The sequence below is a fragment of the Roseovarius tibetensis genome, assembly GCF_050896375.1.
Lineage (GTDB): Bacteria > Pseudomonadota > Alphaproteobacteria > Rhodobacterales > Rhodobacteraceae > Roseovarius > Roseovarius tibetensis.
The window spans coordinates 1-26,478 of sequence record NZ_JBPBBB010000006.1 but is presented as its reverse complement, the minus strand read 5'-3'; the positions used below and the strand labels follow the sequence as shown (position 1 = coordinate 26,478).

Genomic DNA, 26,478 nt, shown 5'->3' with positions numbered 1-26,478 from the left:
GGGACGCGCGGACAGACTTGGGTATTTTCGCCAAGAAGAAGGCCAAGGACGGGACATCGCCGTGGTCGTGGCATCCCTCAGGCCTTGCCGACCCCCAGATGCCGGGTGCCGCGTGCGCGGGCGAGGTCGATCTGGCGTTTGCGTTCGCGAAAGCGGGCCTTGTCGGCGGCGCTGGTTTCTTGCGCGCAAAGATGACAGGCCGCGCCGGCCTCGTATTCGGGACGCTCGGTATCTTCGGGCCGAATGGGACGCCGGCAGGCGTGGCACAGCAGATGTGCACCCTGTTGCAGCCCGTGCCCCACCGACACGCGCCCGTCAAAGACGAAACAGTCGCCGTGCCAGAGGCTGTCGCGTGCCGGGATCTCTTCAAGGTATTTCAGTATCCCGCCACGCAGGTGATAGACCTCGGCGACGCCCTGTCCCAGAAGGTAATTGGTGGATTTCTCGCAGCGGATGCCGCCGGTGCAGAACATCGCGATTCGCTGCCTGGCAAAGCGGTGCGCGTTCGCCTCCCACCATGCTGGAAAATCGCCGAAGCTTTCGGTTTGTGGGTCGATCGCGCCCTCGAACGTGCCGATCGACACCTCGAAATCGTTGCGCGTGTCGATCACGGTGACATCGGGGCTGCGGATGAGATCATTCCACGCCGCCGGCTCCACGTAATGTCCGACGCGGGCGCGCGGATCGATATCGGGTTGCCGCATGCGCGCGATCTCTTGCTTGAGACGGACCTTCAGCCGGCCAAAGGGGGCGTCGGCGCTGTGGCTTTCGTGCCAGTCGAGATCGGCGCAGCCGGGCAGGGCACGGATATGTGCCAGCACCCGGTCGATGCCTTCGGGCGGGCCGGCGATCGTGCCGTTGATCCCCTCGCGCGCGAGCAGCAACGAGCCGCGCACCTGCGCGGCCTCGCAGGTGGCGCGAAGCGGGCCCTGCAAGGCCGCAGGGTCCGCGAACCGGGTGAAATGGTAAAGGGCGGCGATGCGGTACATGACACGCGATTTACGCGCGCAGGGGCAACCTCGCAAGAGGCTGCGGCCTGCCATTGACGGGCCGGGACCAAGTACCTACCCCTGAAAGGCAAAGGAGGCCCGATCCATGACATCCGCGCTACTCGTCATCGACATGCAATACGATTTCTGCCCCGACGGGGCGCTCGCCGTGCCCGAGGGCGACAGCATCGTGCCCGGCATCAACGCCGCGATGCGCGACTTTCCGGTCGTGATCCTGACACAGGACTGGCATCCGGCGGGGCATTCGTCCTTTGCGTCCGAACATCCCGGCAAGGCGCCCTTCGACATGGTCGAAATGCCGTATGATCCACAAGTGCTGTGGCCCGATCACTGCATTCAGGGCAGCCACGGCGCGGCGTTTCACGCGGAACTGGACACGACCCGTGCCGACCTGATCATCCGCAAGGGCATGAACGCCGACATCGACAGCTATTCCGCGTTTTTCGAGAACGATCACGCGACGCCCACCGGGCTGCACGGCTATCTTCAGACGCGTGGCCTCACGGAATTGACGCTGGTCGGGCTTGCCACCGACTTCTGCGTCAAGTTCTCGGGCGTTGATGCGGCGCGGCTGGGATACCGCGTGACGCTACGGCAGGACCTGGTGCGCGGGATCGACCTTGATGGCTCTCTCGATGCGGCAATGACCGAGATGCGCGAGGCGGGGGTGCGTTTTGCCTAGAATGGGCTGCGGGCCTTTTACGCAACTGACCCTCGTTCCGCACAGCTTCGGATGAGGCTGGCGCGCGAGATCGGGGACTGTCGGCTTTGTGCGGACCGGTTCGCGACGACGCACACCGCGCATGCGCCGCGCCCGGTCGTGTGGTTCCAGCCCTCGGCGCGGATACTGATCGCAGGTCAGGCGCCGGGGATGCGGGTGCATCGGTCGGGCGTGCCCTTCGACGACCCCTCGGGCGACCGTTTGCGCGACTGGCTGGGGCTGGACCGCGCCGCCTTCTACGATACGTCCCGCGTGGCGATCGTGCCGATGGCCTTCTGCTTTCCGGGCTATGACGCCAAGGGGTCGGACCTGCCGCCGCCGCCCGTCTGCCGCCGCACGTGGCATGACCGGGTGATGCAGGCGCTTGGGGCGATCAAGCTGCGCGTGATCGTCGGTGGCCATGCGCAGAAATACCATCTGGGTGCGCGCACGGGCGTGACCGAAACCGTGGCGGCGTGGCGTGACCGGGCGCCGGGGGTTTTCGCCTTGCCGCACCCGTCCTGGCGCAATACCGCGTGGTTGCGACGCAACCCGTGGTTCGAGGCCGAGGTGGTGCCGGAATTACGTGCTCAGGTTCAGAAGGTTATGGATGATGGATGACACACGGCTCGATACGGCGCACGCCGCGATGGAGGCCGCGCCCGAGGACGCGCAGGCGCGGTTGCGATTCTACGAGACCTTGGCCGCGAGCGAGCTTTACCTGATGCTCAAGTCCGAGCCGCAGGGCGACCGGCTCGACCCGGATGTGTTCGACCTGGGCGATCAGTCCTTCGTGCTGGTCTTCGATCGCGAGGACCGGCTGGCGCAATTCGCCGGGCGCGCGGTGCCCTACGCCGCGCTGACCGGGCGCAGCATCGCGGCCATGTTGGCGGGGCAGGGCGTCGGTCTCGGGGTCAATCTCGACGTGGCGCCATCGGCGATCCTGCTGTCGCCCGAGGCGGTGGCGTGGCTGGCCGAGACGCTGTCCGGAGCACCAGCCGAGATCGAGGCGAAGCCCGAAACGCTGAGCGCGCCCACGGGTTTGCCGGAAACGTTCATCACGGCCCTTGATGCGCGGCTGGCCACGATGACGGGGCTGGCGCGTATCGCCTACCTGGTGGGCGTGACCTACGACACCGGCGCGCAGGGTCACATGCTGGGCTTTGTCGGGGCCGAGCCGGGTGCACAGGCTGCGTTGGCCCGAGCCGTGTCCGAGGTGCTGATCTTTTCCGGGCTCGAGGCCGCCGCGCTTGACGTGGCGTTTTTCGAGGCCTCCGATCCGGTCGCGGCACGGCTGGCAAGCTGCGGCTTGCGGTTTGATCTGCCCGAGCCGCCAGAGCGCACGCCGCGCCCCGCGCCCGGCAGCGACCCCGACACCCCGCCGAAGCTGAGGTAACCTGCGCCTCAGTATCCGTGCGCGGGGTCCACGAGATGCAGGAGCGGCGCGCCGGCCTCGCCGCGGCGGATGTTGTCGGCGATCACCTGCGATGCGGTGTCGGGGCGTGTCTCGGACGCGATATGCGGCGTCACGGTGACACGCGGATGCGCCCAGAACGGGTGTTCCGGGGGCAGGGGTTCCTGCCGGAAGACATCCAGCGTGGCATGCGCGACATAGCCGCGGTCGAGGGCTGCGATCAACGCGTCGTCGTCGATCAGGGGCCCGCGGCCGGGATTCACGATCATCGCGCCTTCGGGCAGCAGTGCGAGCGTGCGGGCATCCAGCAGGTTTTCTGTCTCGTCCGTGAGTGGCAGCAGAAGCACAAGGATATCGGCCGCCTGCAGCGCCGCGTCCAGCCCGGTATCGCCCGAAAGGCAGGTGAGGCCGGGGATGTCCTTGGGGCGCCGGCTCCATCCGGTGACGGGAAAGCCCAGATGCACCAGCATCTGCGCGCAGGCCTGCCCGAGTGCACCCAGCCCCAGCATCGTCACGCGCCGCTGCTGTGCCAGCGGCGGCGCCTCGGCGCGCCATTCGCCGTCCTGGCCAAGGATATGGCGATCCATGCCCAGGTGATGGCGCAGCACATGACCCGTGACCCATTCGACCATGCCTTGCGTCAGGCCGTGATCGACCATCCGCGCCAGCGGGATCTTCAGGGTCGGGTTGCCGACGATGTTCTCGACCCCGGCCCAGAGGTTCAGCACCGCCTTGGCGCGAGTATAAGGCGTGAAATCCTGCACCTCGCTGTTGGGCGCATAGACGATGTAATCGACCTCGTCAGGCGGGGCTTCGGTCGTCAGGTTGGCGTCGACGCCTGCCTCGGCAAGCGCGCGTTTCAGCGGGGTCTCGTAGGTGCGCCAGTGATCGGGGCGCGCAGCGAAGAGGACATTGACGGTCATGGGTCACCTTGGTCTGTGGACATTCGCGCTCTGGATCAGGCCGAAGCCGATCATCAGGACCAGCATGGCGGACCCGCCGTAGCTGACCAGTGGCAGCGGGACGCCCACCACCGGCAACAGTCCCATGACCATCGCCATGTTGACCGCGAAAAATAGAAAGAACGTCACTCCGATACCAAGGATCAACAGCGAAGAAAACCTGTCGCGATTGGCCAGTGCCGCCAGGATGCAGAACACCAGGATCAGCGCGTAGAGCCCCAATATCGTGATGCCGCCGATGAAGCCGAATTCCTCGGCCAGCGTCACGAAGATGAAGTCGGTGTGCTTTTCCGGCAGGAAGTTCAGCCGCGATTGCGTGCCCTGCATGAAGCCGCGCCCGGTCCAGCCGCCCGACCCAAGGGCGATTTTCGACTGGGTGATGTGATAGCCCGCGCCGAGCGGGTCGGTATCGGGATCGAGAAAGGTGTCGATCCGGCGGAACTGATAGTTTTCCAGAAGCTGCCAGTCGGTGCCGCGGCTCTGGATCACCACGGCGACAAGCGTCGCGACGCCAAGGATCACGACCGCGAAATACGCCCAATGCACGCCCGCCACGAACATCAGCATCCCGCCACCCAGCACCAGAAGGATCGAGGTTCCCAGATCGGGCTGACGCAGCACCATGGCAACCGGCGTCAGGATGAAGGCGACGGGGATCAGCACCCAGACCGGGCGCGACACCCGCGACACCGGCAGCCAGTCGTAATAGGCTGCCAGCACCATGATCAGCGTGATCTTGACCAGTTCCGAGGGTTGCAGCCGTATGACGCCCAGATCGAGCCAGCGTTGCGCGCCCTTGCCCTCGATCCCGACAAGCGCCACCGCGACGAGCAGCGCCACCGAAACGAGATAGGCCAGCAGCGAGACGTTGCGCCAGAACCATATCGGCACCATGGCGATGCCGAACATCAGGACCAGACCGAGTGCGAATCTTTTGATCTGCGGTTCTGTCCAGACTGCAAGGTTCCCGCCCGCCACCGAATAGAGCATCAGAAAACCGACACAGGCGACAGCGACTATGAGCACGACGAGAGGCCAGTTGAGATACAGGATCTTTTTCGGTCCACCGGGTGTCGTCTTGACCGTATGTTCGAGATAGCTCACGCGCGGTCCCTCTCGTCGCTGACGGGTCGTGTGCGCTCGCGCTTCAGCTCCTCTTGCTGCGCGCGGATACGCGGCCGGTCCGCTTCGGGATAGGCCGTCAGGGGCGGATCGCCGTCGTAAAGGGCCTGCAACGTGATGTCGCGTGCAATGGGCGCCGCCGCGGTCGAGCCGCCGCCGCCATGCTCGACCACCACGGCCACGGCATATTTCGGCGCGTCATATGGCGCGAAATCGACAAACAGGGCGTGATCGCGCTGCGTGCGTGGCAGGTCGCGGTTGCGCACCACCCCCGTGGCCCGCTCGCCCGAGGAGATGTTGCGCACCTGGCTGGTTCCGGTCTTGCCGGCCATCCTGAATGCCTCGTCGACGATGCGGCTGCCGTAAGCGGTGCCGCGATTGCTATTGCTGACGGCGTACATCGCGCGGCGCACCTCGCGCATGTGGTTTTCGTTCAGGCCGAGATCGTCGCCGCGACCCAGAGGCTGTTCGACCCCGTCGATGGATTTCACCAGCCTTGGCGCAACCTGCCGCGAGGTCGCCAGCCGCGCGGTCATCACCGCCAGTTGCAAGGGTGAGGCCAGCACGAATCCCTGTCCGATGGAGGCGTTGACGCTGTCGCCCACCATCCACGGCTCGGCCCGATTGGCGAGCTTCCATTGGCGCGTCGGTGCCAGTCCGCTTGCCACGCTGGACATCGGCAGATCGAATTGCGTGCCAAGGCCCAGACGTGTCGCCATGGACGAGATGTTCTCGATCCCGGTGCGCAGCGCCAGTTCGTAGAAATAGACGTCGCAGCTTTCGCGCAGGGCGCGGTGCAATTCCATGTTGCCATGTCCGCCGCGTTTCCAGCAGTGAAAGCGGCGTCCGCTGATATCCTTGTGACCGGGACACCAGACCGTTTCGGTGAAGTCGATCTCGCCGGCCTCCAGCGCCGCCAGAGCGGTGATCATCTTGAAGGTCGAGCCGGGCGGGTAAATGCCCTGCACGGCCTTGTTGGGCAGCGGGCGGTACTCGTTTTCCAGAAGCGCCCGGTAATCGGCCACGGAAATGCCCCGCACGAACAGGTTTGGGTCGTAACTGGGCGACGAGGCGCTGACCAGGACGTCGCCGCTGTCGCAGTCGATCATCACGGCCGCCGCGCTCTCACCCTTGAGCCGCGCATGTGCATAGGTTTGCAGGGTATTGTCGAGAGTGAGCTGCAGATCGGTCCCCGGTTGTCCTTCCTGTCGATCAAGCTCACGCATGACGCGTCCGGCGGCATTCACCTCGACCCGGCGGGTGCCGGCGGTGCCGCGCAACAGGTCTTCCTTGCGGGCCTCCAGCCCGATCTTGCCGATCTGGAACCGGGGCAGGCGCAACAGCGCCTCGGGCGCGTCGATCCGTTCGAGATCCTTGTCGTTCGGCGCGCCGACATAGCCGACGACATGGGCATAATCGCCGCGCAGCGGATAGTGGCGCGACAGACCGACCTCGGGCATGATGCCGGGCAGGGCGGGGGCGTTCACGGCCACCCGGCTGATCGCCTCCCAGCTGACGCGATCGGCGATCGTCACGACGGTGTCGCCGCGCAGCTCGCGCAATTCGCGCCGCGCCCGTTCCAGCGCGCCCTCGTCCAGTTCGAGCAGACGGGCGAGCCGTGCGATGACCTCGTCCACGTCGCCGGCCTGTTCACGGACCATGGTGATGCGATACGACGGCACATTCTCGGCGATGACCCGCCCGTTGCGGTCGAAAATGCGCCCGCGGGCCGGTGGCAGAAGCTGAATGTTGATGCGGTTTTCATCGGCCAGCAGGCGGAACTGATCGGCCTGTTCGACCTGAAGGTGGCGCATGCGCAGCGCGAGGGCTGTCATCACCCCGGCCTGCACCCCGCCAAGGATCAGACCCCGCCGTGTGATCAGGCGCTGGCCTTGGGCGGTGTCGCGTGTCGGTCGTCTCATATGCGGCCCCCGCGCACGGGCTCTATGTCGCCGGGCACACGCTTGCGCACCCCCAGAAGCGCATGCGACACCAAGGCAACCAGCGGATAGACTAGCACCGTCGAGACAAGCTGCATGAGGCTGAGCCCGAGAGGCGCCTGATCGACCACGAATACCGTGAGGATGATCCGGTAGGTCAGGGTCATGACCACCAGTGTGCTGGTCACCGCCGCCCATTCCGACAGAAAGGTCAGGTCGCGCAGGGCGGATGCGCGGTTGCGTATCGTCTCGACCCCCAGCACGGTGATCGCCGCCCAGAGACCGGGCGGACGTTGCAACAAAAGGTCCATGCCAAGCGCCAGCACCGCGACCAGAGCGATCGGAAGATAATCGGGCCGCCGCGCGGCGAAGGCGAATGTCAGTGCAAGAAACAGCTCGGGGCCGGCCCAGCCGGGCGGTACCGTGCTGATCGGCAGAAGCTGCCAGAACACTATTCCCGCGCTCAGCGCGAGGTAAAGCGCACGCATCAGCCAGGCGCGGGGCAACAGGGTGTCAGTCATCGGTCGACCTCGCCGCGTTTGCCTGATCCGCGGCGCGCGCGCCGGGGCTTTGGACCGGCGCAATCAGCGCGCCCGGATCGTCTATCCGGTCGTTCTGATAGCTGCGCAGCACGCGCAGGAACTCCAGCCGCTCGTAATCGGCGGCGATGCGCACGCGCATGCGTCCGCTCCGGTCCTCGATAAGCTGGCCGACCAGAAGGCCGGCGGGAAACACACCGCCATCGCCCGATGTCATCACCCGGTCGCCGGGGCGCACCTGATCGGGGGTCTCGATGAAATCGACCAGCGGCGCGATGGAATTGTCACCGATGACCAGGGCGCGCTGTCCCGAGGGCTGGGTCGTCACCGGGATACGGCTTGACGTGTCGGTCAGCAGCAGAACCCGCGCGGTGTTGCGCCCGACACCAGAGATGCGCCCGACAAGGCCAAGCCCGTCCATCGCCGCCCAGCCATCCATGATGCCGTCTCGCGATCCGACGTTGATCAGCACCGATTGCCGGAACGGCGAGCCGCTATCGGCCATCACCACGCCGGTCACGTAGGTCAGTCTCGGGTCAAGCTGCACATTGTTGAGATCGAGCAGCCGGGCGTTTTCCTGTTCAAGCTGCAGCGCCGCCTCTTTCCACGCCTTCATCTGCTGCAACTCGCGGCGCAGATCCTGATTCTGCTTGTACATGCGCTGATAGCTCTGGAAATCGCGCAACACGTTCACCGCACCCGTCACCGGCGCCATGGCCCAGTCGAACGAGGGCACGACCCGGTCCACCACCTGCGCGCGGAACCGCTCCACACGCGGACTGTCGATCCGCCAGACGAGGAACAGACCCAACAGGCACAGCACAAGTACGCCCAGAAGCAGACGCTTGAGCGGGCCACTGTAATCTTCGCTTTGTCCGCGATCGCGTGCCACAGACCCCTCGTTTCACGTCAGAAGATGGGCGAGTCAGCTTTCGTAGTCAATCGCGTGGCGCAACTGCTTTTCGTACTCAAGCGTCTTGCCGGTACCAAGCGCCACGCAGTGAAGGCTGTTATCGGCGATGGACACGGCCAGCCCGGTCTGCTCGCGCAGCGCGAGGTCGAGATCGCCGAGCAGCGCCCCCCCGCCGGTCAGCATGACGCCGCGATCCACGATATCGGCGGCCAGATCGGGCGGTGTCGCCTCCAGCGCGGTCATCACCGCCTCGGTGATCTGCTGGACGGTCTCGGCCAGCGCCTCGGCCACCTGGGCCTGGCTGATCTCGGTCTCTTTGGGCACGCCGTTCAGCAGATCGCGCCCGCGCACCTGGATCGAGGTGCCCCGCCCGTCATCGGGCATGCGCGCCGTGCCGATCGTCGTCTTGATGCGCTCCGCCGTGGCCTCGCCTATCAGCAGGTTCTGCTGGCGGCGCAGGTAGTTGATGATCGCCTCGTCCATCCGGTCGCCGCCCACGCGGACAGACCGTGCATAGACGATATCGCCCAGGCTGAGCACCGCCACCTCGCTGGTGCCGCCGCCGATATCGACGACCATGTTGCCGGTGGGGTCCGTGATCGGCATGCCCGCGCCGATAGCCGCCGCGATGGGTTCCGCGATCAGGCCCGCCCGCCGCGCGCCGGCCGACAGCACCGACTGGCGGATCGCGCGCTTTTCCACGGGCGTCGCCCCGTGGGGCACGCAGACGATGATCTTCGGCTTGGAGAAGGTCGAGCGCTTGTGCACCTTGCGGATGAAATGCTTTATCATCGCCTCGGCGGTGTCGAAATCGGCGATGACCCCCTCGCGCATGGGGCGGATCGCCTCGATGCTGCCGGGCGTGCGGCCCAGCATCAGCTTGGCATCCTCGCCGACCGCAAGCACGGTCTTTACCCCGTCCTTGACGTGATAGGCCACGACCGAGGGCTCGTTCAGGATTATCCCGCGACCCTTGACATAGACCAGAGTGTTCGCCGTCCCCAGATCGATCGCCATGTCCGATGAAAAGAGGCTGGGAATTCTGTCAAAGATAGCCATTCACGGTTGCGCCCTGTCGCCAATTGAAAATACGCCCCCCGACTCGGGGCCAAGGGGCTGGCTGCCCTTATAGGTCGCGGCCGTCACCGGCGAAAGGGGCTGTTTCCGAACGATCAGCACCAAACTGCCGTCCGGCCCCGTCCGGCGGCCGCGTCACCCGTTGAGATGGTCGAGTCGCGCGCGCACCGACAGGCCGTGTGCCTGCAGGCTCTCGGAGCGGGCCAGCGTCTCGGCGGCCGGGCCGATGGCGCGCAAGGCCTCGGGTGTCATCTTGGCTAGCGTCGTGCGCTTGAGAAAGTTCATCACCGACAGGCCCGACGAAAATCGCGCCGACCGCGCCGTGGGCAGCACATGGTTGGGCCCGCCGACGTAATCGCCTATCGCCTCGGGCGTCCAGGCCCCCAGGAATATCGCGCCGGCATGGGTGATCTTTCGTGACAGCGCGTCGGGATCGTCCACGCACAGTTCCAGGTGTTCGGGCGCGATGCGATTGCTGATGGCCGCGGCACTGTCCAGGTCCGGCACGGTGATGATCGCGCCGAAATCGCGCCAGCTGGCCCCCGCGATATCGCGCCGGTCCAGCGTTTTCAGGTGGCGCTCGATCGCGGCACCGACATCGCGCGCGAGATCCGCGTCATCGGTGATCAGGACCGCCTGCGCGCTTTCGTCATGTTCGGCCTGGCTCAGCATGTCGAGCGCGATCCAGTCGGGATTCTGCCCCCGGTCCGCGATCACCAGGATTTCCGACGGGCCGGCGATCATGTCGATCCCGACCCGGCCGAAGACCCGGCGCTTGGCGGCGGCGACAAAGGCGTTGCCCGGCCCGGTGATCATGTCCACCGGCGGGATCGTCTCGGTGCCATAGGCCAGGGCAGCGATCGCCTGCGCGCCGCCGATGCGGTAGATCTCGTCGACGCCGGCGATCTGCGCAGCCAGCAGGACCAGCGGGTTGGCGTGCCCGTCGGGGGTCGGCACGGTGACTGCCAGCCTTTCGACCCCGGCCACCTTCGCGGGGATCGCGTTCATCAGGACCGAGGACGGGTAGGAGGCCAGCCCGCCGGGCACGTAAAGCCCCGCGGCACTCACCGGCGACCACCGCCATCCAAGCGTCGCGCCGCTTTCCTCGGTCCAGCTTGCATCCTCGGGGATCTGGCGCGCGTGATAATCCCTGATGCGCTCGGCCGCCAGTTCCAGCGCCGCACGCTCGGCGTCTGGCACCTGGGCCACCAGATCGTCCAGTTCGACGGGCGAGACGCGCAGGCTTTCGGGTGTCAGATCGAGCCGGTCGAATTTCGAGGTCAACTCGATCACCGCGGCGTCACCGCGCGCGCGCACATCCGCAATGATGGCCGCCACGGTGTCGTCCACGTCGGGCGTGTCCTCTCGCTTGGCCCCGAGAAGGCCAGCGAACTTGGTTTCGAAATCGGGCGATGTGGCGTCGAGCGTGATGGGCATGGCGGCTCCTTTCGCGGGGACATAGCGGGGCGTCATGGCCGCCTCAAGCCCCGGCTTTCTTCTTGGCACAAATACCCGGACAGACTGACATGCGCCGCACGCGCCTCAGATGTCGTGGTGCGGCACCTTCCCCGAGGCGGCGCGATACGGGCGTGTCACGTCCTTCAGTGTGACATCCAGCGCCTCGATCTCCAGCCGGATCGCACCATCCCCCGCGAGGGTCAGCAGAAGATGACCCGTGCCATCGCCCGTCGGCTCGAAGCTGAGTGCAAGCAGCGACAGGACGGTGTCGGAGTCGGTGCGGTCGATCCCCTGGCTTGCCACCCGCAAGACGTTGTCGATCACGAGCACCGACTGCACGCGCTCTGGCGCGTGCCGTGCGCGACCGTGATCCTCCCACCTGAACCGGTTGAGCAACAGCGCAAACCGTCTGTCGGTCGCCTGCCATGTCATCTCGGTGATCGGAAAGACGGAATCCTGCGTCAGACTGGCGATCACCTGCAGATCCTCGACGTCCATCGCCCCGAGGTAAAGCGGTCGCTCGCTCCCGTCCTCGAATGTCGCATCGTCGGTCATTGGCCGCTGATCCTCTCGATTGTGGCGCCCACGTCGCTCAGCTTCTGCTCGACGCTCTCATACCCGCGGTCCAGATGGTAAACCCGGTGCACCGTGGTCTCGCCCTCGGCGGCGAGCCCGGCGAGGATCAGCGACACCGATGCCCGCAGATCGGTGGCCATCACCGGCGCACCTTTCAGCCGGTCCACCCCGGTCACCGTCGCGGTGCCGCCATGAACGTCGATCTTCGCGCCCATGCGCATCAGTTCGGGCGCATGCATGAAGCGGTTCTCGAAAATGCGCTCTTCCAGAACGGATGTCCCGTCGGCGGTGCACATCAGCGCCATCATCTGCGCCTGCAGATCGGTGGGAAAGCCGGGAAACGCCTCGGTGACGACGTCCACCGCCCGGACCGGTCCATCGCCACGCGTGACCTTCAGGCCGTCGGCGGTCTCCTCGACGGCGATGCCTGCCCGCTCCAGCGTGTCGCAAAACGCCTGCACCAGGTCGCGCCGTCCGCCAAGGCATTCCACCTCGCCACCGCAGATCGCGGGCGCGATCATGTAGGTCCCCAGTTCGATCCGGTCGGGCACCACGGGATGCGTCGCCCCGCCCAACCGGTCCACGCCCTGTATCGTGATCGTGCTGGTGCCTTCGCCCTCGATCTGCGCGCCCATCTTGCGCAGGCAGCGCGCAAGGTCTGCGATCTCGGGCTCGCGCGCGGCGTTTTTAAGCACCGTGGTGCCGCGCGCCAGCGTCGCGGCCATCAATGCGTTCTCGGTGGCCCCGACAGAGACGAGCGGAAATTCGAACGTGCCGCCGCGCAGCCCGCCGGGGGCCTTGGCGTGCACGTAGCCGTCACGCAGGTCGAGCTCGGCCCCCATGGCCTCAAGTGCCCGCAGATGCAGATCGACGGGCCGCGCACCGATGGCGCAGCCACCCGGCAACGACACGATGGCTTGCCCGTCGCGCGCCAGCATCGGCCCCAGCACGAGGATCGAGGCCCGCATCTTGCGCACGATCTCGTACTCGGCAACATGCGTGTCGAGCGCGTGAGACGACAGTGCCAGCACCCGCCCGCCCTGCATCTGCGCGACCTCGGCCCCAAGCGATTGCAGCAGCGTGCCCATCATCCTGATATCCGACAGGCGCGGCGCATTCGTCAGCGTCAGCGGTTCTTCGCTGAGCAGGGATGCGGGCATCAGCGTCAGGCAGGCGTTCTTGGCCCCGGCAATCGGGATCTGGCCCTTCAGCGGGCCGTTGCCGGTGACGACGATCGAATCCATCCGCGCTATTCCTTGTCCGTGTCGGTATCGGTGGGCGTGTCGACCGGGCCATCGCGACCCTCATCGCTGTCGCCCCGCGCGCGCATCTGCGCCTTACGCCTTGCAAGATTGGCCTTCAATGCCGATTTGAGCCGGTCCTCGCGGCTCCGGCCCGTATCAGCCCGCGTCTTGGGTGTGGTTCTCCTGTCCATCGGCGCTGTCTTACAGCAGTGACGAAAAACCGTCCAGTTCCCCCTTGCACGCCTTTTGTTAAGTGTCTAACCAGCATCTCGATATTGGCTGCTGTAGCTCAGAGGTAGAGCACTCCCTTGGTAAGGGAGAGGTCGAGAGTTCGATTCTCTCCAGCAGCACCATCCTATCCCTTTGAAATCAAACAAACCCCTTGCAAACAAGGGCCTTTGCCCATTCTGTGGTTACAGTTTTGGTTACAAAGGGTCATCGGCATGGCAGGCAAGATCAGGAACATGGTGAACCGCAACGGGCGCTACCACGCCAGGCTGGTGGTGCCGAAAGACTTGCGCAGAATCGTCGGCACGACCGAGCTGCGCACCCCGTTGGGTGGCGACTACAAGCAGGCGCTCAAGCTGTTGCCCGGTGCGGTGGCCCAGATTCAACACCAGATCGCCCTTGCCGAACAAAAGGCCGGTGCAGGCAAGCCGAAGACCGGCCCGGCCAATCTTCTCGGTGTGCAGATCGAGCGTTTCTGCGCCGCTTGCAGCTCAATCCGCATTCAAAACTGACCTACCCTCGAGGTGGCAAAGCCACCTGATGATCATGATACGCAAGCCGCGATCACCTTCGACCAAGCGCTTGGCCGTAACGTTCCTAATTGCCTGACGGCTTGGAACAGGCCCTGCGCGACAGTCTGCCTGTTAGGCCGTCTCAACTTTCCTGTCGTACCGCGCCCACGATCTTGTCCATCACGCGGCTCAGTACCGCCGGGTCCAGCGCCTCTGCCATCACGCGGATCAACGGTTCGGTCCCCGACTCGCGGATCAGCAGGCGCCCGTCGCCGCCGAGGTCCCGCTCGGCCTCGGCCATCGCGGTCTGGACCACATCCGTATCGAGCGGGGCCTTTCCCTTGGCGTACCGGATGTTGATCAGTTGCTGGGGCACGGGCTCGAAGATCTGCGACAGGCTGCTTGCCTTCTGCCCGGTCTCGACCATCGCGGCGAGGAATTGCAGAGCACCGATCAGGCCGTCGCCGGTGGTGGCGTAGTCGGTCATCACGATATGGCCCGATTGCTCGCCACCCAGATTGTGCCCGCCCGCGCGCATCGCCTCGACCACGTGCCGGTCGCCCACCGGCGTACGCTTGAGCGCGATGCCTTGTGTTTCGAGATACCGTTCCAGCCCGAGATTGGACATCACCGTCGCCACGAGGGTATCCCCGGCAAGCCGGCCTTCGCGGGCCCAGCGTGTTGCGATCAGGGCCATGAACTGATCGCCGTCGGCCACGCGACCCTCCTCGTCGATCAGGACGACGCGATCTGCATCCCCGTCGAGACAGATGCCCAGGTCCGCGCGGGTGTCCAGCACCTTGCGCGCCGCGGCCTCGGGGCGGGTGGAGCCGCAATCGAGGTTGATGTTGAAGCCGTTGGGCTCTACCCCCATCGGGATCACCTCGGCCCCGAGTTCCCACAGAACCTCGGGGGCGGTCCGGTACGCCGCCCCGTTCGCGCAGTCCAAGACGATGCGCAGGCCGTCGAGCCGACGACGATGGGGAAAGGTCGTCTTGGCGTATTCCACGTAGCGTCCGCGCGCGTCATCCACACGCCGTGCCCGCCCGATGAAGTCGGGCTCCGACAGGGTCACACCGTCTTCAAGCAGTTTTTCGATCGCCGCTTCGGCCTCGTCGCTCAGCTTGAAGCCATCCGGGCCGAAAAGCTTGATCCCGTTATCCGAGGCCGGGTTGTGGCTGGCCGAGATCATCACGCCGACATCCGCACGCAGGGAATGCGTCAGATACCCGATTGCCGGGGTCGGGACCGGCCCCAGCAGAAAGACGTTCATGCCGGTCGAGGTGAAGCCGGCGGTCAGCGCATATTCCAGCATGTAACCGGACCGTCGCGTGTCCTTGCCGATGACCACGCGGTGCTCTTGCTTGTCCTGCCGGAAATACCGCCCGGCCGCCGCGCCGAGGCGCAGCGCCATGTCGGCGGTCATCGGCCACGTATTGGCCTGTCCGCGCACACCGTCGGTGCCGAAAAGTTTCCTGCTCATGCGAAAGGTCTCCTGCGTTCTCATCGTGACCGGCGGACACTCCGGCCCCTGCGCCATAGCGCGATGCGACCGCCCTGTCCATTTCCCCGGACCAGCGCGGTGTTGCCGGCCGCGACAATCACAATGCTGCCGTCGAGCCCGGCGTGGGACATACGCAGGGCGGCGTGAGATTGCCCATTGCCTGTAAGTAACTTGAAGTTGATTGTGATGTCATAATACACGTATCAAGGTAGCTCGGACTCTGACAAGCAAATGCCTGTCGCATCGTCATTGGCCGGGTAGCAGCGTTGCGGTCCTTGGTGGTTTCTTTAAAACGCGTTCGACCCGATCTTGAAGAAGGAAAACGAATGACCAAGCACCATGGCTCGACATTGGTTCTGACTGCCGGGCTTGTCCTGGTCCTGGGCGGACCCGTCTGCGCGCTCACGATCGACCCGCAAAGCGATACGCCGCTGAGCGGGGATTTCGTTCTTGGCCCCACAGAGCCCGGTAAATGGGGGGACCCGGCGCTTGGCACCGGCGCGTCGGTCACCTACAGTTTCATGTCCTCGGGGCTTCGGGTGGACGGCACGTCCAGCGACGGTGGGACTCTCGTGGACGCCTCTGTCGCCCTGTCGGACTTCATGCCTGTAGGATACAAGGCCGAGATCGTGGCCGCCTTCGACGTGTGGCAGAGTGTGGCCGACATTACCTTCAGCGAGGTGACCGATCCCGGGGTCGACTGGCAGGCCAGCGGGGCGGCAGCCGTGGATATCCGGATCGCGGGGCATGCGTTCGATGGGGCTGGCGGCGTTCTGGCGCATGGCTTCTATCCACCCCAGAACGGCGGCCCCGCCGCCGGTGATATTCATTTCGACCCTGATGAAAATTGGAAGATCGGGTTCGGCGGGTCGGGCTTCGATATTTTCCAGATCGCCGCGCACGAGATCGGTCATGCCATCGGTCTGGCACATGAATGCGGCGACAGCGGCAATGACACCCCCTGTGAAACCGCACTGATGAACCCGTTCTACACCGAATCCTTTCGCGGTCTGCGCGACGATGACATCGCAGGCGCGCAGGCGCTTTATGGGGCGGCTGCCATGGCACCGGTGCCGCTGCCATCCGCGCTGCCCTTGCTCGGCAGTGTCCTTGCCTTGCTGGGCGGGCTTGGGCTGCGGCGCAAGCGTCGCGGCGCGGTGGCGCCGGTCGCATGAGCGTGGTGCCCCGTGTCGTGCATGGGCTGGCATGCACGCTGGCCCTTTGCATGGCATTTGCATCGACAGAGGCGCGCACGATGGTGGCACGTCAGTCCATCGCCGAGTTGCAGGCGAGCTCGGACCTGATCGTCACCGGTCGCGTTGCGGCTGCCGCGCCGGGCCCGGTCCATGACGTTCCCGGCAAGGATGTCGTGCCGCTGGTGATCGACCGTGTGATCGCTGGCAAGGTGGACGGCGACACCGTGCCGCTGGCGGTGCCGGCGCAGGGCGGGCCGATCGGCAGTGACGATATCCCGTATGTCGAAGGCACCTCGGGTCTGTGGTTCCTGCGCGCGCTGCCGACCCCGTCGGGTCGGGTCTACCTGGCCGATACGCCACAGCGCTTTGTGCCCGCCGCCGAGATGGACGAAATCATGCGTGCGCTCGGGGCCTTGCGGGACTGAGGGCGGCGCGGTCCCGGATCAGGTAAAGCGGTTGTCGCGCGGGAATCCGCGCGGCGCCATGCGACCCGAACCTGCACGTTTGCCCGTCCATTCGGCAAGGTCGGTGACGGTGCGCGTGCGCCCGGCCGGATCGCGCCATGTCAGCCCGGCGGCACGGCGGAAGGTGATCGCGTCCGACAGCCCGCCATCCTTGTATTTCTGCAACCGCACGCCTTTGCCGCGGGTCAGTTCCGGCAACTCGTCGAGGCCGAAGACCAGCAGCTTGCGGTTCTCGCCCACGCAGGCCACGTGATCGCCGTCCACCGGCCGGCAGACGCGGGCGCTGGCGGGCGCGCGCAGGTTCAGCACCTGTTTGCCGCCCCGTGTCTGTGCCACGATCTCGTCCTCGGCCACGATAAAGCCGTCGCCCGCCGTTGATGCGACCAGCAGCTTGCGGCCGGGCTTGTGGATCATCAACTCGACGATGTCGGCCTCGTTGGGCAGATCGACCATCAGGCGCAGCGGCTCGCCCATGCCGCGCCCGCCTGGCAGATTGGCCGCCGACAGCGTGTAGACCCGCCCGTTGCTGCCCAGGACCAACAGCCGGTCGGTCGTCTCGGCATGGAACATGAAGCGCGGGCCGTCGCCATCCTTGAACTTCAGCGCGCGGTTCAGGTCGATATGCCCGGTCAGCGCGCGAATCCAGCCCATCTGGCTGCAGACCACGGTGATCGGCTCGCGGTCGATCATCGCCTCTATCGGCACGTCCTCGGCGCGTCCGGCCTTGGCGAAACCGGTGCGGCGGGCGCCGATGGGGTGGGAGGTGCCGAAGGTCTTCTTGACCGCCTTTAGTTGGTCGGACACGGCAGACCATTGCCGCGAGACGTCGTCGAGCAGATCCTCGAGCCCCGCGCGTTCCTCCATCAGGGTGTCGCGTTCGGCGCGCAATTCCATTTCCTCGAGCCGCCGCAAGGAGCGCAGGCGCATGTTGAGGATCGCCTCGGTCTGCACCTCCGACAGACCCGGCGTGTCCGAGGCGGGCGGGGACACGTAATCGGCCTCGGACGTCGCACGCTCGAACGTCCGGTCCCATCTCTCGCGCATCAACGCGGCCTTGGGGGCGTCGTCGTAGCGGATGATCTCGATCACCCGGTCGAGGTTCAGGAACGCGACGATCAGCCCTTCGAGCACCTCCAGCCGGTGATCGATCTTTTCCATCCGGTGCCGTGACCGGCGCAGCAGGACATCGCGGCGGAAGTCGAGAAAGGCGCGCAACACCTCTTTCAGTGAACAGACGCGTGGCGTGACCCCGTCGATCAGAACGTTCATGTTGAGCGAAAAGCGCAGTTCGAGGTCCGAATTGCGATACATCAGCCCCATCAGCGCGTCGGCATCGACGTTCTTCGAGCGCGGCTCGAGGATCAGGCGCACGTCGTCGGTGCTTTCGTCGCGCACATCGGCGAGGATCGGCACCTTGCGCGTCTGAATCAGATCCGCGATCCGCTCGATCAGCTTGGATTTCTGAACCTGGTAGGGGATTTCGGTGACCACGATCTGCCACTGGCCGCGCCCCAGATCCTCGATCTCCCACCTGCAGCGCAGCCGGAAGGCGCCCCGCCCGGTGCGGTAGGCCTGCGCTATGCTTTCAGCCGGTTCCACGATGACGCCGCCGGTCGGGAAATCGGGGCCGGGGACGTGGTTCATCAGCGTGTCGTCGCGCGCATCGGGCGACTTGATCAGGTGCAGGCAGGCATCGATCAATTCGGCGATGTTGTGCGGCGGGATGTTGGTGGCCATGCCCACGGCGATTCCCGACGATCCGTTGGCCAGCAGGTTGGGATAACTCGCCGGTAGCACCACGGGTTCGCGCAGCGTGCCGTCGTAATTGTCGCGGTAATCGACCGCGTCCTCGGCCAGCCCGTCCAGCAGCGCCTCGGCGAAGACGGTCATCCGCGCCTCGGTGTAGCGCGGGGCGGCGGGGTTGTCGCCGTCGATATTGCCGAAATTGCCTTGCCCGTCGACAAGCGGGTAACGCACCGCGAAATCCTGCGCGAGGCGGGCCATCGCATCGTAGATCGCGGCATCGCCATGCGGGTGATAATTGCCCATCACGTCGCCCGAGATCTTGGCGGATTTGCGGTAGCCGCCGGTGCTCGACAGCCTGAGTTCGCGCATCGCAAAGAGGATACGTCGATGCACCGGTTTCAGGCCGTCGCGGGCGTCGGGCAGGGCGCGGTGCATGATGGTCGAGAGCGCATAGGTCAGATACCGCCCGCCGATGGCGTGGCGCAACGGCTCTGACGTGGCCTGGGGCAGCATGTTGGGGTCGTCGACTGTATCGCTCATGGATCTGGTGATACTGATCCGGCCCGGCCACGTAAAGCGGTGATCGCCCGCCCAACCGGACCGAGCGCGTCGGGGCTTGCATCGCCGATGCGGGCGGGCCAGAACGCGAGCATGGGCGACAGGATCATCCTCATCACCGGCTGTTCGTCGGGTATCGGCCTTGACGCGGCGCATACCTTGCGGGCGCGTGGCTGGCGGGTCTTTGCCAGTTGCCGCAAGGCCGAGGATTGCGCGCGTTTGCAGGCCGACGGATTCGAGGCCCCGCGCATCGACTACGAGGACGAGGCGAGCATCGCGTCGGGCCTCGCGCAGGTGCTGGAGGCCACGGACGGGCGCCTGGACGTGCTGTTCAACAACGGCGCCTACGCGATTCCCGGCCCGGTCGAGGATGTGCCCGCCGACGCGATGCGGGCGATCTTCCAGGCCAACCTGATCGGCTGGCACGAGCTGACGCGGCGGGTGATCCCGGTGATGCGCGCGCAAGGGTCTGGGCGCATCGTGCAGTGCTCGTCGGTGCTGGGTCTCGTGGCGATGAAATGGCGCGGCGCCTATGTGGCGACGAAATTCGCGCTGGAGGGGTTGAGCGACGCCATGCGGCTGGAACTGGCGGGGTCGGGGATAAAGGTCGTGATCATCGATCCGGGCCCGATCGAGACGGCGTTCCGGCAGAACGCGATTCGGCAGTTCGAGAAATGGATCGACTGGGAACGCTCGGCGCGCGTCGAGGAATATCGCGCCAGCCTGCTGGATACGCTCTACAAGGGCAGCAGCAAGGGGCCGCAATGGCCGGCATCCGCCGTGACCAAGGCGCTTGTTCACGCGGTCGAGGCCCCGCGCCCCAGGTTGCGCTACCACGTGACGACACCCACCCGTCTCATGGCGACATTGCGCCGTCTCTTACCTGCGCGCGCGCTGGATTGGGTGCTGAAAAAGGGTTAGCCGGCGCGCAAGAGGTTACATTTCCTCTTTCGCCTTTCATGTCATCCCGCCTAGGTATGGGCGAAGACACCGACACCGAAAGGAGCCTTCATGCTGCAAGACCCGTTATTCATCATCGCGGCGGTGGCGTGCGTTGTCGTGGCGGTCATCCTCATTCGCGGCATCTCCACCTTCGGCAAGGAAGGTGTGGACAATGCCAAGCGCGCCAACAAGTACATGCGGTGGCGGCTGATCGCGCAATTCGTGGCGGTGGTGCTGATCCTCGTATTCGTCTATTTCCGCAGACAAGGAGGCTGAACCGATGGTGGTTCTCAACAAGATCTATACGCGCACGGGTGACGCGGGCGAGACCGCGCTGGGCAACGGCACGCGGGTCGCAAAGCATTCGGCGCGCGTGACCGCCTATGGCACCGTCGACGAGCTGAACGCGACGCTTGGGCTGGCACGGCTTCAGGCGACGGGCGAGACCGACGAGGCGTTGGCGCGCATCCAGAATGATCTGTTCGATCTGGGGGCGGATCTGTGCCGCCCCGACATGGAGCGCGATGCAGAGGCAGAGTACACGCCGCTGCGCATGGTGCCCTCGCAGGTGGACCGGCTCGAGGCGGAAATCGACGCGATGAATCAGCAGCTGGAGCCGCTGCGCAGTTTCATCCTGCCGGGCGGCAGCCCGCTGGCCGCCAGCCTGCACCTGTGCCGCACCGTGGCGCGGCGTGCCGAACGTCTGACGGTAGAGCTTTCGGCGCTCGAAAATGTCAACGAGGCGGCGGTGCGCTATCTAAACCGGTTGAGTGACTGGTGTTTCGTCGCCTCGCGGATGGCCAATGACAACGGCCGCGCCGACGTGTTGTGGGTTCCGGGCGCGAACCGCTGAAAGCGGCGGGGCGTCCTGCGGACGGCCCGGCGACCGGAAGGGCGGAGCCCCGGGCCTTAGGCCGGGCGCGAACCGCTGAAAGCGGCGGGGCGTCCTGCGGACGGCCCGGCGACCGGAAGGGCGGAGCCCCGGGCCGTAGGCCGGGCGCGAACCGCTGAAAGCGGCGGGGCGTCCTGTGGACGGCCCGGCGACCGGAAGGGCGGAGCGCTGGAACCCCGTTCGGCCGCAAGCCGCCTGAAGCGGCGTCGCGTCATTCCGACCGGCGGACCCGGCGCAGAGGTGAAAACGCGACGTCCCCGGACCCTGGCGTGACGATTTTACCCTGTTTCCGCCGCGCGTTCCCCGATATCAAGGCGCCAGACTGATTGCCTGAAGGGCCTCGTGGGTCCTTCGCCACCAAAGGGAGACCATGCAATGAAGGTGCTCGTGCCTGTCAAACGTGTGATCGACTACAACGTGAAAGTCCGCGTCAAGGCGGATGGCAGCGGTGTCGATCTGGCCAACGTCAAGATGTCGATGAACCCGTTCGACGAGATCGCCGTCGAAGAGGCGATCCGCCTGAAAGAGGCCGGCAAGGCCGACGAGGTGATCGCGGTCTCCATCGGGGTCAAGCAGGCGCAGGAGACCCTGCGCACCGCCCTTGCCATGGGGGCCGATCGCGCGATCCTCGTCGTTGCGGCCGAGACGACGCAGACGGATATCGAACCCCTGTCGGTTGCCAAGATCCTTGCCAAGATCGTCGAGGAGGAACAGCCCGGACTGGTGCTGTGCGGAAAGCAGGCGATCGACAACGACATGAACGCGACCGGGCAGATGTTGTCGGCGCTTCTGGGCTGGTCGCAGGCGACCTTCGCCTCGAAGCTGGACATCGACGGCGACTCGGCCCTCGTGACGCGAGAGGTCGATGGCGGTCTGCAGACGATTCGGGTCAAGACACCGGCCATCGTGACGGTCGATCTGCGCCTCAACGAGCCGCGCTATGCCTCGCTGCCCAATATCATGAAGGCTAAGAAAAAGCCTCTGGATGAAAAGACAGCCGCCGATTACGGCGTGGATGTGACCCCGCGCCTGGAGGTGACCGGCACGGCCGAACCCGAGGCGCGCAAGGCCGGCGAAATCGTGGGCTCGGTCGACGAGCTCGTGTCGAAACTCAAGGAAGCGGGGGCCGTGTGATGGCTGTTCTTCTACTTGCCGAGGTCACTGATGGCGACCTGAACATGGACGCGACCGCCAAGGCGGTTTCGGCCTGTGCCAAGCTGGGCGATGTGACCGTGCTGTGCGCCGGCGCCAAGGCGGCCGCAGCCGGCGATGCGGCGGCAAAGATCGCCGGTGTCGCGAAAGTTCTTGTCGCCGAGGACGCTTCGCTGGGTCATCGCCTGGCCGAACCGACCGCCGCGCTGATCGTGTCGCTGGCCGACGCCTACGATCACATCGTCGCGCCCGCTACGACGGATGCCAAGAACATCCTGCCGCGAGTTGCGGCGCTTCTGGATGTGATGGTGATCTCGGACGCGTCCGACGTGGTGGATGCCGACACGTTCGAACGCCCGATCTACGCCGGCAATGCCGTCCAGACGGTGAAATCAAAGGATGCCAAGAAGGTCGTGAGCTTCCGGACATCGACGTTCGAGGCGGCGGGCACGCAGGACGCCGCACCCGTCGAGACCGTCGCGGTGGGCGACAATCCGGGCCTGTCGGAATGGGTCGAGGACAAGGTCGCCGAAAGCGATCGGCCAGACCTGACCTCGGCCGGGGTTGTCGTATCCGGCGGTCGCGGTGTCGGCAGCCAAGATGATTTCGCGATGATCGAGAAACTTGCGGACAAGCTGGGCGCGGCCGTGGGCGCGTCGCGCGCCGCGGTCGATTCGGGCTATGCGCCGAATGACTGGCAGGTCGGTCAGACCGGCAAGGTGGTGGCCCCCGAACTGTACATCGCGGTCGGTATATCGGGCGCGATCCAGCACCTCGCGGGCATGAAGGACAGCAAGATCATCGTTGCGATCAACAAGGATGAAGAGGCGCCGATCTTTCAGGTGGCCGATTACGGCCTCGTGGCGGACCTGTTCGAGGCGTTGCCGGAGCTGACCGAAAAGCTGTGACCCCTATGTTCGGCGGCATGCCGCCGATGACCCGCGCTGGAAACCGGCGCGGGTCTTTTCATGACAGCGGCAGCACTGTCTGCACTGCGGGCAACAGCGCGCGGGCGGCTTCGCGATGCGCAAGCGGTCCGGGCAGTCGCGCGCTGTCTGCACCCTCCTTTGTCGATGGGTTGACGGGGCGCGGTGTGTTTTCGGCGCGCGCGTCGGGGCTGATCACCACCTCGACAACCTGGTCCGCACCGGGACGCACCGCTTGCAGCATGTCGCGGCTGACAAAGGCAGGGTCATCCGAAATCTCCGCCGATAAGGTGCCGTCGCCGGGGGGGTGATTGCCGAACCACAACAGCACGACCGGGGGGGCGATGCGCGCCAGAAGGGCCTGCATCCGGGCTATCCAGACATCCTGCAATGCCTGCCGCAACTGCGCGAAGCGGTCGGGCGCCAGTGTCGAAAGCCGTCGCATCATGTGTCGGGTGAAATGAAACTCTGTGAAATCGACATCGGGGTATAGGGTGCGCAGCTTTGCCGTGCCGCACAGAAAACGGTCGTTTCTGCGCGGATGGACCGTATAGTATGGGTTCGACAGGTTCATCGTGGGCAGGATCTGCAAGATCACCGCATCCGCACCGTTCGCAAGCGTCATGATCCCGTCGTCGTTCAGGAAGGCGTCGGGCCCCGCATTGGGCCAGCCGAAATTCACGCAAGGCAGGCCAAGACCGTCCTCGAGTATCGTCGGCCAGGGCGCGTCGATGTCAGCCCCACGGGTTTCCGTGCCGCCCAGACACGCGATGTACCTGCCAGACAGATCGCGTTCGGGGCCACGAAATGTCAGTTTCGATGTGCCATACCGCACCGGCGGATGGCCGGGGGCGTAGGGCCCCGGATGTTTGAATGCCATATGCCGACCCTCATTCGGATATACACGTAGTGGAGATAATCCGAATTTCACTTACGATCGCTTAACCGTCGAATTCGCCGACAAGTTTCCGTATCCGTGGCCCTTGCGGCAGGGCCGCGCCGGGGCCTATGGTGACGCCGCATAATGACGAGGATCGCGGTCATGGACATCAAGACAATCGGCGTTGTCGGCGCAGGGCAGATGGGCAACGGGATCGCCCATGTGATGGCGCTTGCCGGGTACGAGGTGGCACTCACCGACATCAGCGCCGAGGCGCTGGAAAAGGCGATGGCGGCCATCCGCAAGAACATGGAGCGTCAGGTCAGCCGCGAGAAGATCGGCCAGGACGAGATGGACGGGGCGCTTGCACGCATCGCGACGACACAGACCCTGACCGATCTCGGACCGAGCGACCTGGTGATCGAGGCCGCGACCGAACGCGAGACCGTCAAGCAGCAGATTTTCGACGACTTGCTGCCGCATCTGGCACCGCACACGATCCTGACCTCGAACACCTCGTCGATCTCGATCACCCGTCTGGCAAGCCGCACCGACCGGCCCGAGAAATTCATGGGCTTCCACTTCATGAACCCGGTTCCGGTGATGAGCCTTGTCGAGCTTATCCGCGGCATCGCCACCGACAAGGAAACCTTCGATGGCTGTCGTGCCGTGGTGGACAAGCTGGGCAAGACGGCGGCCAGCGCAGAGGATTTCCCGGGCTTCATCGTCAACCGCATCCTGATGCCGATGATCAACGAGGCAGTTTACACGCTGTATGAAGGCGTGGGCAACGTGCAGTCCATCGACCAGTCGCTGAAGCTGGGGGCCAACCATCCGATGGGTCCGCTCGCGCTTGCGGATTTCATCGGTCTGGATACCTGTCTGGCGATCATGAACGTGCTGCATGACGGGCTCGCGGATACCAAGTACCGGCCCTGTCCGTTGCTAACCAAATATGTCGAAGCGGGCTGGCTGGGTCGCAAGACCGGACGCGGCTTTTACGACTATCGCGGCGACACACCTGTCCCGACGCGGTGACGTGTCGCGCCGTTTCGGCCGGTGCCGGATCGACCCGCGAATCGGCTATGCGATTGCGCGGGGTCGGGTGTTGCGCTATCGAGCCGGGACCTGCTTCCGTCGAGGTCAATCCCGAATGCCGCGTTTCCTTGCCCTGTTGGGCCTGCTGACCATTGTCGCCTGCACCAATCCCCATGATCTGGATCGGCAGCCCGCCTACCTGGGCAATTTCCAGTTGGGCCATAATGTCGTCGTCGCCCCCAATCTCACCAAGGGGCCCGCATCGCGCGAAGCCACCGAGCGGGAATGGGTCGCGGCCATGACCGATGCGATGGCCGATCGTTTTTCCAGGTATCAAGGCGGGAAGCTGTATCACCTTGGGGTCAGTCTTGAAGGGTACGTGCTGGCAGTGCCCGGCATACCGCTTGTCGCCGCGCCGAAATCGGCGCTCATACTCAACGTCACGGTGTGGGACGATGCGGCCGGGGCCAAGCTCAACCCGGAGCCGCACATGGTCACGGTGGTCGAGACCGTGTCCCCCGCGACTGTCATCGGGTCCGGGCTGACCCAGAGCCGAGAGACCCAACTCGAAAATCTCAGCCTCAACGCCGCGAAGCAGATCGAGACATGGCTCAAGCGCCAGAATGATACGCTTGGCTGGTTCGAGGATGATGGCGTGCCCGCCTCTCGAAAACCGAAATCGGCGCGATCCGGCCCACGCGGGTCGGGTACGTCGCAAATCCCGGCAGTGACGGACGAGGCCGGGCAATCGGCCACGCGATGATGCGCAACCTATGGCTTGATTTTCCCGTGCGACCTTAATAAACCGCGCGCGGAGCACTGAACGGGCCATGCCGGCCCCCCAACTGACAAGGTCCCCCGCAAGATGGCGAAGCAAAAGTTTGATCGTTCGAAACCGCATGTGAACATTGGCACGGTTGGTCATGTTGACCACGGCAAGACGACGCTGACGGCGGCGATCACGAAGTATTTCGGCGATTTCCGGGCGTATGACCAGATTGACGGTGCGCCCGAGGAGAAGGCGCGGGGGATCACGATCTCGACGGCGCATGTCGAGTACGAGACCGAGAACCGTCACTACGCGCACGTGGATTGCCCGGGCCACGCCGACTACGTGAAGAACATGATCACGGGTGCCGCTCAGATGGACGGCGCGATCCTGGTGGTGAACGCCGCCGATGGCCCGATGCCGCAGACGCGCGAGCACATCCTGCTGGCGCGCCAGGTCGGCGTTCCGGCGCTGGTGGTGTTCATGAACAAGGTCGACCAGGTCGACGACCCCGAGCTTCTGGAGCTTGTCGAGATGGAGATCCGCGAGCTGCTGAGCAGCTACGATTTCGCGGGCGACGACATCCCGATCATCGCGGGCAGCGCGCTTGCGGCGATGGAGGGCAACAACCCCGAGATTGGCGAAGAGAAGATCCGCGAGCTGATGGCGGCGGTCGATGACTGGATTCCGACGCCCGAGCGCGCGATCGACCAGCC

28 protein-coding genes and 1 tRNA gene are annotated in these 26,478 nt (G+C 65.4%); 15 read left to right on the top strand and 14 right to left on the bottom strand.

The genetic code is table 11. The features are described from left to right. Nucleotides 1-77 precede the first annotated feature (77 nt). Nucleotides 78-989: an oxygen-dependent tRNA uridine(34) hydroxylase TrhO gene (trhO, locus tag ACROSR_RS06125; protein WP_432683121.1), complete on the bottom strand. Its 912-nt coding sequence runs from the start codon at nt 987-989 to the stop codon at nt 78-80. A gap of 106 nt (nt 990-1,095) precedes the next feature. On the opposite strand from trhO, the gene pncA reads away from it, so the two are divergent. The 3 genes from pncA to ACROSR_RS06110 are packed head-to-tail and all read left to right on the top strand — an operon-like array spanning nt 1,096 to nt 3,106. After that, nucleotides 1,096-1,692: a bifunctional nicotinamidase/pyrazinamidase gene (gene pncA / locus ACROSR_RS06120; protein ID WP_432683119.1), complete on the top strand. Its 597-nt coding sequence runs from the start codon at nt 1,096-1,098 to the stop codon at nt 1,690-1,692. A 51-nt stretch (nt 1,693-1,743) separates the two neighbouring features. Further along, a complete protein-coding gene (locus ACROSR_RS06115) occupies nt 1,744-2,331 on the top strand; it encodes a uracil-DNA glycosylase family protein (RefSeq protein WP_432683117.1) in 588 nt (195 codons plus the stop codon). Beyond that, nucleotides 2,321-3,106, top strand: a complete 786-nt coding sequence (locus ACROSR_RS06110; protein WP_432683115.1) for an SseB family protein — start codon at nt 2,321-2,323, stop codon at nt 3,104-3,106. Before ACROSR_RS06115 ends, ACROSR_RS06110 begins: the two co-directional genes overlap by 11 nt. Nucleotides 3,107-3,114: 8 nt before the next feature. Here the strand turns inward: ACROSR_RS06110 and ACROSR_RS06105 are convergent, their stop codons facing one another. From ACROSR_RS06105 to ACROSR_RS06060, 10 genes are all read right to left on the bottom strand, one after another. Beyond that, nucleotides 3,115-4,047, bottom strand: a complete 933-nt coding sequence (locus ACROSR_RS06105; RefSeq protein ID WP_432683113.1) for a 2-hydroxyacid dehydrogenase — start codon at nt 4,045-4,047, stop codon at nt 3,115-3,117. Between the two features lie 3 nt (nt 4,048-4,050). Continuing rightward, entirely contained in the window at nt 4,051-5,190 is a 1,140-nt protein-coding gene (gene rodA / locus ACROSR_RS06100) for a rod shape-determining protein RodA (protein WP_432683111.1), read from the bottom strand. After that, nucleotides 5,187-7,130 (bottom strand): penicillin-binding protein 2, encoded by a 1,944-nt coding sequence (mrdA, locus tag ACROSR_RS06095; RefSeq protein WP_432683109.1) that lies wholly within the window; start codon nt 7,128-7,130, stop codon nt 5,187-5,189. Before mrdA ends, rodA begins: the two co-directional genes overlap by 4 nt. Further along, nucleotides 7,127-7,669: a rod shape-determining protein MreD gene (locus tag ACROSR_RS06090; protein WP_432683107.1), complete on the bottom strand. Its 543-nt coding sequence runs from the start codon at nt 7,667-7,669 to the stop codon at nt 7,127-7,129. Before ACROSR_RS06090 ends, mrdA begins: the two co-directional genes overlap by 4 nt. Next, nucleotides 7,662-8,579 carry a rod shape-determining protein MreC gene (gene mreC / locus ACROSR_RS06085; RefSeq protein ID WP_432683105.1) on the bottom strand — a complete coding sequence of 306 codons (918 nt, stop codon included), beginning with the start codon at nt 8,577-8,579 and terminating at the stop codon, nt 7,662-7,664. Before mreC ends, ACROSR_RS06090 begins: the two co-directional genes overlap by 8 nt. 33 nt (nt 8,580-8,612) lie before the next feature. Continuing rightward, nucleotides 8,613-9,659: a rod shape-determining protein gene (locus ACROSR_RS06080; RefSeq protein WP_432683103.1), complete on the bottom strand. Its 1,047-nt coding sequence runs from the start codon at nt 9,657-9,659 to the stop codon at nt 8,613-8,615. 153 nt (nt 9,660-9,812) lie between these two features. Next, entirely contained in the window at nt 9,813-11,114 is a 1,302-nt protein-coding gene (gene hisD, locus ACROSR_RS06075; protein ID WP_432683101.1) for a histidinol dehydrogenase, read from the bottom strand. Between the two features lie 105 nt (nt 11,115-11,219). Then, entirely contained in the window at nt 11,220-11,690 is a 471-nt protein-coding gene (locus tag ACROSR_RS06070; protein ID WP_432683099.1) for a DUF2948 family protein, read from the bottom strand. Further along, nucleotides 11,687-12,955 carry a UDP-N-acetylglucosamine 1-carboxyvinyltransferase gene (gene murA, locus ACROSR_RS06065; RefSeq protein ID WP_432683097.1) on the bottom strand — a complete coding sequence of 423 codons (1,269 nt, stop codon included), beginning with the start codon at nt 12,953-12,955 and terminating at the stop codon, nt 11,687-11,689. Before murA ends, ACROSR_RS06070 begins: the two co-directional genes overlap by 4 nt. Nucleotides 12,956-12,960: 5 nt before the next feature. Further along, a complete protein-coding gene (locus tag ACROSR_RS06060; protein ID WP_432683095.1) occupies nt 12,961-13,146 on the bottom strand; it encodes a hypothetical protein in 186 nt (61 codons plus the stop codon). An 87-nt stretch (nt 13,147-13,233) separates the two neighbouring features. Here ACROSR_RS06060 and ACROSR_RS06055 point away from each other — a divergent pair. Both ACROSR_RS06055 and ACROSR_RS06050 read left to right on the top strand, forming a co-directional pair. After that, nucleotides 13,234-13,308 (top strand) — tRNA-Thr (locus ACROSR_RS06055). A gap of 90 nt (nt 13,309-13,398) precedes the next feature. Continuing rightward, nucleotides 13,399-13,695 (top strand): DUF6538 domain-containing protein, encoded by a 297-nt coding sequence (locus ACROSR_RS06050; RefSeq protein WP_432683093.1) that lies wholly within the window; start codon nt 13,399-13,401, stop codon nt 13,693-13,695. A gap of 142 nt (nt 13,696-13,837) precedes the next feature. On the opposite strand, the gene glmM is transcribed toward ACROSR_RS06050, so the two are convergent. Continuing rightward, the gene (gene glmM, locus ACROSR_RS06045) at nt 13,838-15,178 is read right to left on the bottom strand and encodes a phosphoglucosamine mutase (RefSeq protein WP_432683091.1); all 1,341 of its coding nucleotides are present in this window, start codon (nt 15,176-15,178) and stop codon (nt 13,838-13,840) included. A gap of 347 nt (nt 15,179-15,525) precedes the next feature. Here glmM and ACROSR_RS06040 point away from each other — a divergent pair, with 347 nt between their 5' ends. Together ACROSR_RS06040 and ACROSR_RS06035 are read left to right on the top strand one after the other, a co-directional pair. Continuing rightward, nucleotides 15,526-16,374, top strand: a complete 849-nt coding sequence (locus ACROSR_RS06040) for a matrixin family metalloprotease (protein WP_432683089.1) — start codon at nt 15,526-15,528, stop codon at nt 16,372-16,374. Continuing rightward, nucleotides 16,371-16,820 (top strand): hypothetical protein, encoded by a 450-nt coding sequence (locus ACROSR_RS06035; protein WP_432683087.1) that lies wholly within the window; start codon nt 16,371-16,373, stop codon nt 16,818-16,820. The genes ACROSR_RS06040 and ACROSR_RS06035 overlap by 4 nt, the downstream gene beginning before the upstream one ends. Nucleotides 16,821-16,838: 18 nt before the next feature. On the opposite strand, the gene ACROSR_RS06030 is transcribed toward ACROSR_RS06035, so the two are convergent. Continuing rightward, the gene (locus tag ACROSR_RS06030) at nt 16,839-19,145 is read right to left on the bottom strand and encodes a DNA topoisomerase IV subunit A (RefSeq protein ID WP_432683085.1); all 2,307 of its coding nucleotides are present in this window, start codon (nt 19,143-19,145) and stop codon (nt 16,839-16,841) included. 111 nt (nt 19,146-19,256) lie between these two features. On the opposite strand from ACROSR_RS06030, the gene ACROSR_RS06025 reads away from it, so the two are divergent. The 5 genes from ACROSR_RS06025 (at nt 19,257) to ACROSR_RS06005 (ending at nt 23,057) form a co-directional block, all read left to right on the top strand. Beyond that, on the top strand, nt 19,257-20,084 hold the full coding sequence (locus tag ACROSR_RS06025) for an SDR family NAD(P)-dependent oxidoreductase (protein ID WP_432683083.1): 828 nt from the start codon (nt 19,257-19,259) through the stop codon (nt 20,082-20,084). Between the two features lie 90 nt (nt 20,085-20,174). Further along, complete coding sequence (locus tag ACROSR_RS06020) at nt 20,175-20,381, top strand: twin transmembrane helix small protein (RefSeq protein ID WP_432683081.1); 207 nt, start codon at nt 20,175-20,177, stop codon at nt 20,379-20,381. A 4-nt stretch (nt 20,382-20,385) separates the two neighbouring features. After that, nucleotides 20,386-20,958 (top strand): cob(I)yrinic acid a,c-diamide adenosyltransferase, encoded by a 573-nt coding sequence (locus tag ACROSR_RS06015; RefSeq protein ID WP_432683079.1) that lies wholly within the window; start codon nt 20,386-20,388, stop codon nt 20,956-20,958. Nucleotides 20,959-21,372: 414 nt separating this feature from the next. Beyond that, nucleotides 21,373-22,131, top strand: coding sequence for an electron transfer flavoprotein subunit beta/FixA family protein (locus tag ACROSR_RS06010; RefSeq protein ID WP_432683077.1), 759 nt, complete (start codon nt 21,373-21,375; stop codon nt 22,129-22,131). Continuing rightward, nucleotides 22,131-23,057 carry an electron transfer flavoprotein subunit alpha/FixB family protein gene (locus tag ACROSR_RS06005; RefSeq protein WP_432683075.1) on the top strand — a complete coding sequence of 309 codons (927 nt, stop codon included), beginning with the start codon at nt 22,131-22,133 and terminating at the stop codon, nt 23,055-23,057. The genes ACROSR_RS06010 and ACROSR_RS06005 overlap by 1 nt, the downstream gene beginning before the upstream one ends. A 58-nt stretch (nt 23,058-23,115) precedes the next feature. Here ACROSR_RS06005 and ACROSR_RS06000 read toward each other — a convergent pair whose 3' ends face one another. Then, on the bottom strand, nt 23,116-23,955 hold the full coding sequence (locus ACROSR_RS06000; RefSeq protein WP_432683073.1) for a DUF6473 family protein: 840 nt from the start codon (nt 23,953-23,955) through the stop codon (nt 23,116-23,118). 162 nt (nt 23,956-24,117) lie between these two features. Between ACROSR_RS06000 and ACROSR_RS05995 the strand changes: the two genes are divergently transcribed. From ACROSR_RS05995 to ACROSR_RS05985, 3 genes are all read left to right on the top strand, one after another. Next, nucleotides 24,118-24,993 carry a 3-hydroxybutyryl-CoA dehydrogenase gene (locus ACROSR_RS05995; protein WP_432683071.1) on the top strand — a complete coding sequence of 292 codons (876 nt, stop codon included), beginning with the start codon at nt 24,118-24,120 and terminating at the stop codon, nt 24,991-24,993. A gap of 115 nt (nt 24,994-25,108) precedes the next feature. Beyond that, nucleotides 25,109-25,756, top strand: coding sequence for a hypothetical protein (locus ACROSR_RS05990; protein ID WP_432683069.1), 648 nt, complete (start codon nt 25,109-25,111; stop codon nt 25,754-25,756). A gap of 102 nt (nt 25,757-25,858) precedes the next feature. Then, nucleotides 25,859-26,478: GTP-binding protein (locus tag ACROSR_RS05985; protein ID WP_432683067.1), on the top strand; the 620-nt coding region annotated here is incomplete at its 3' end.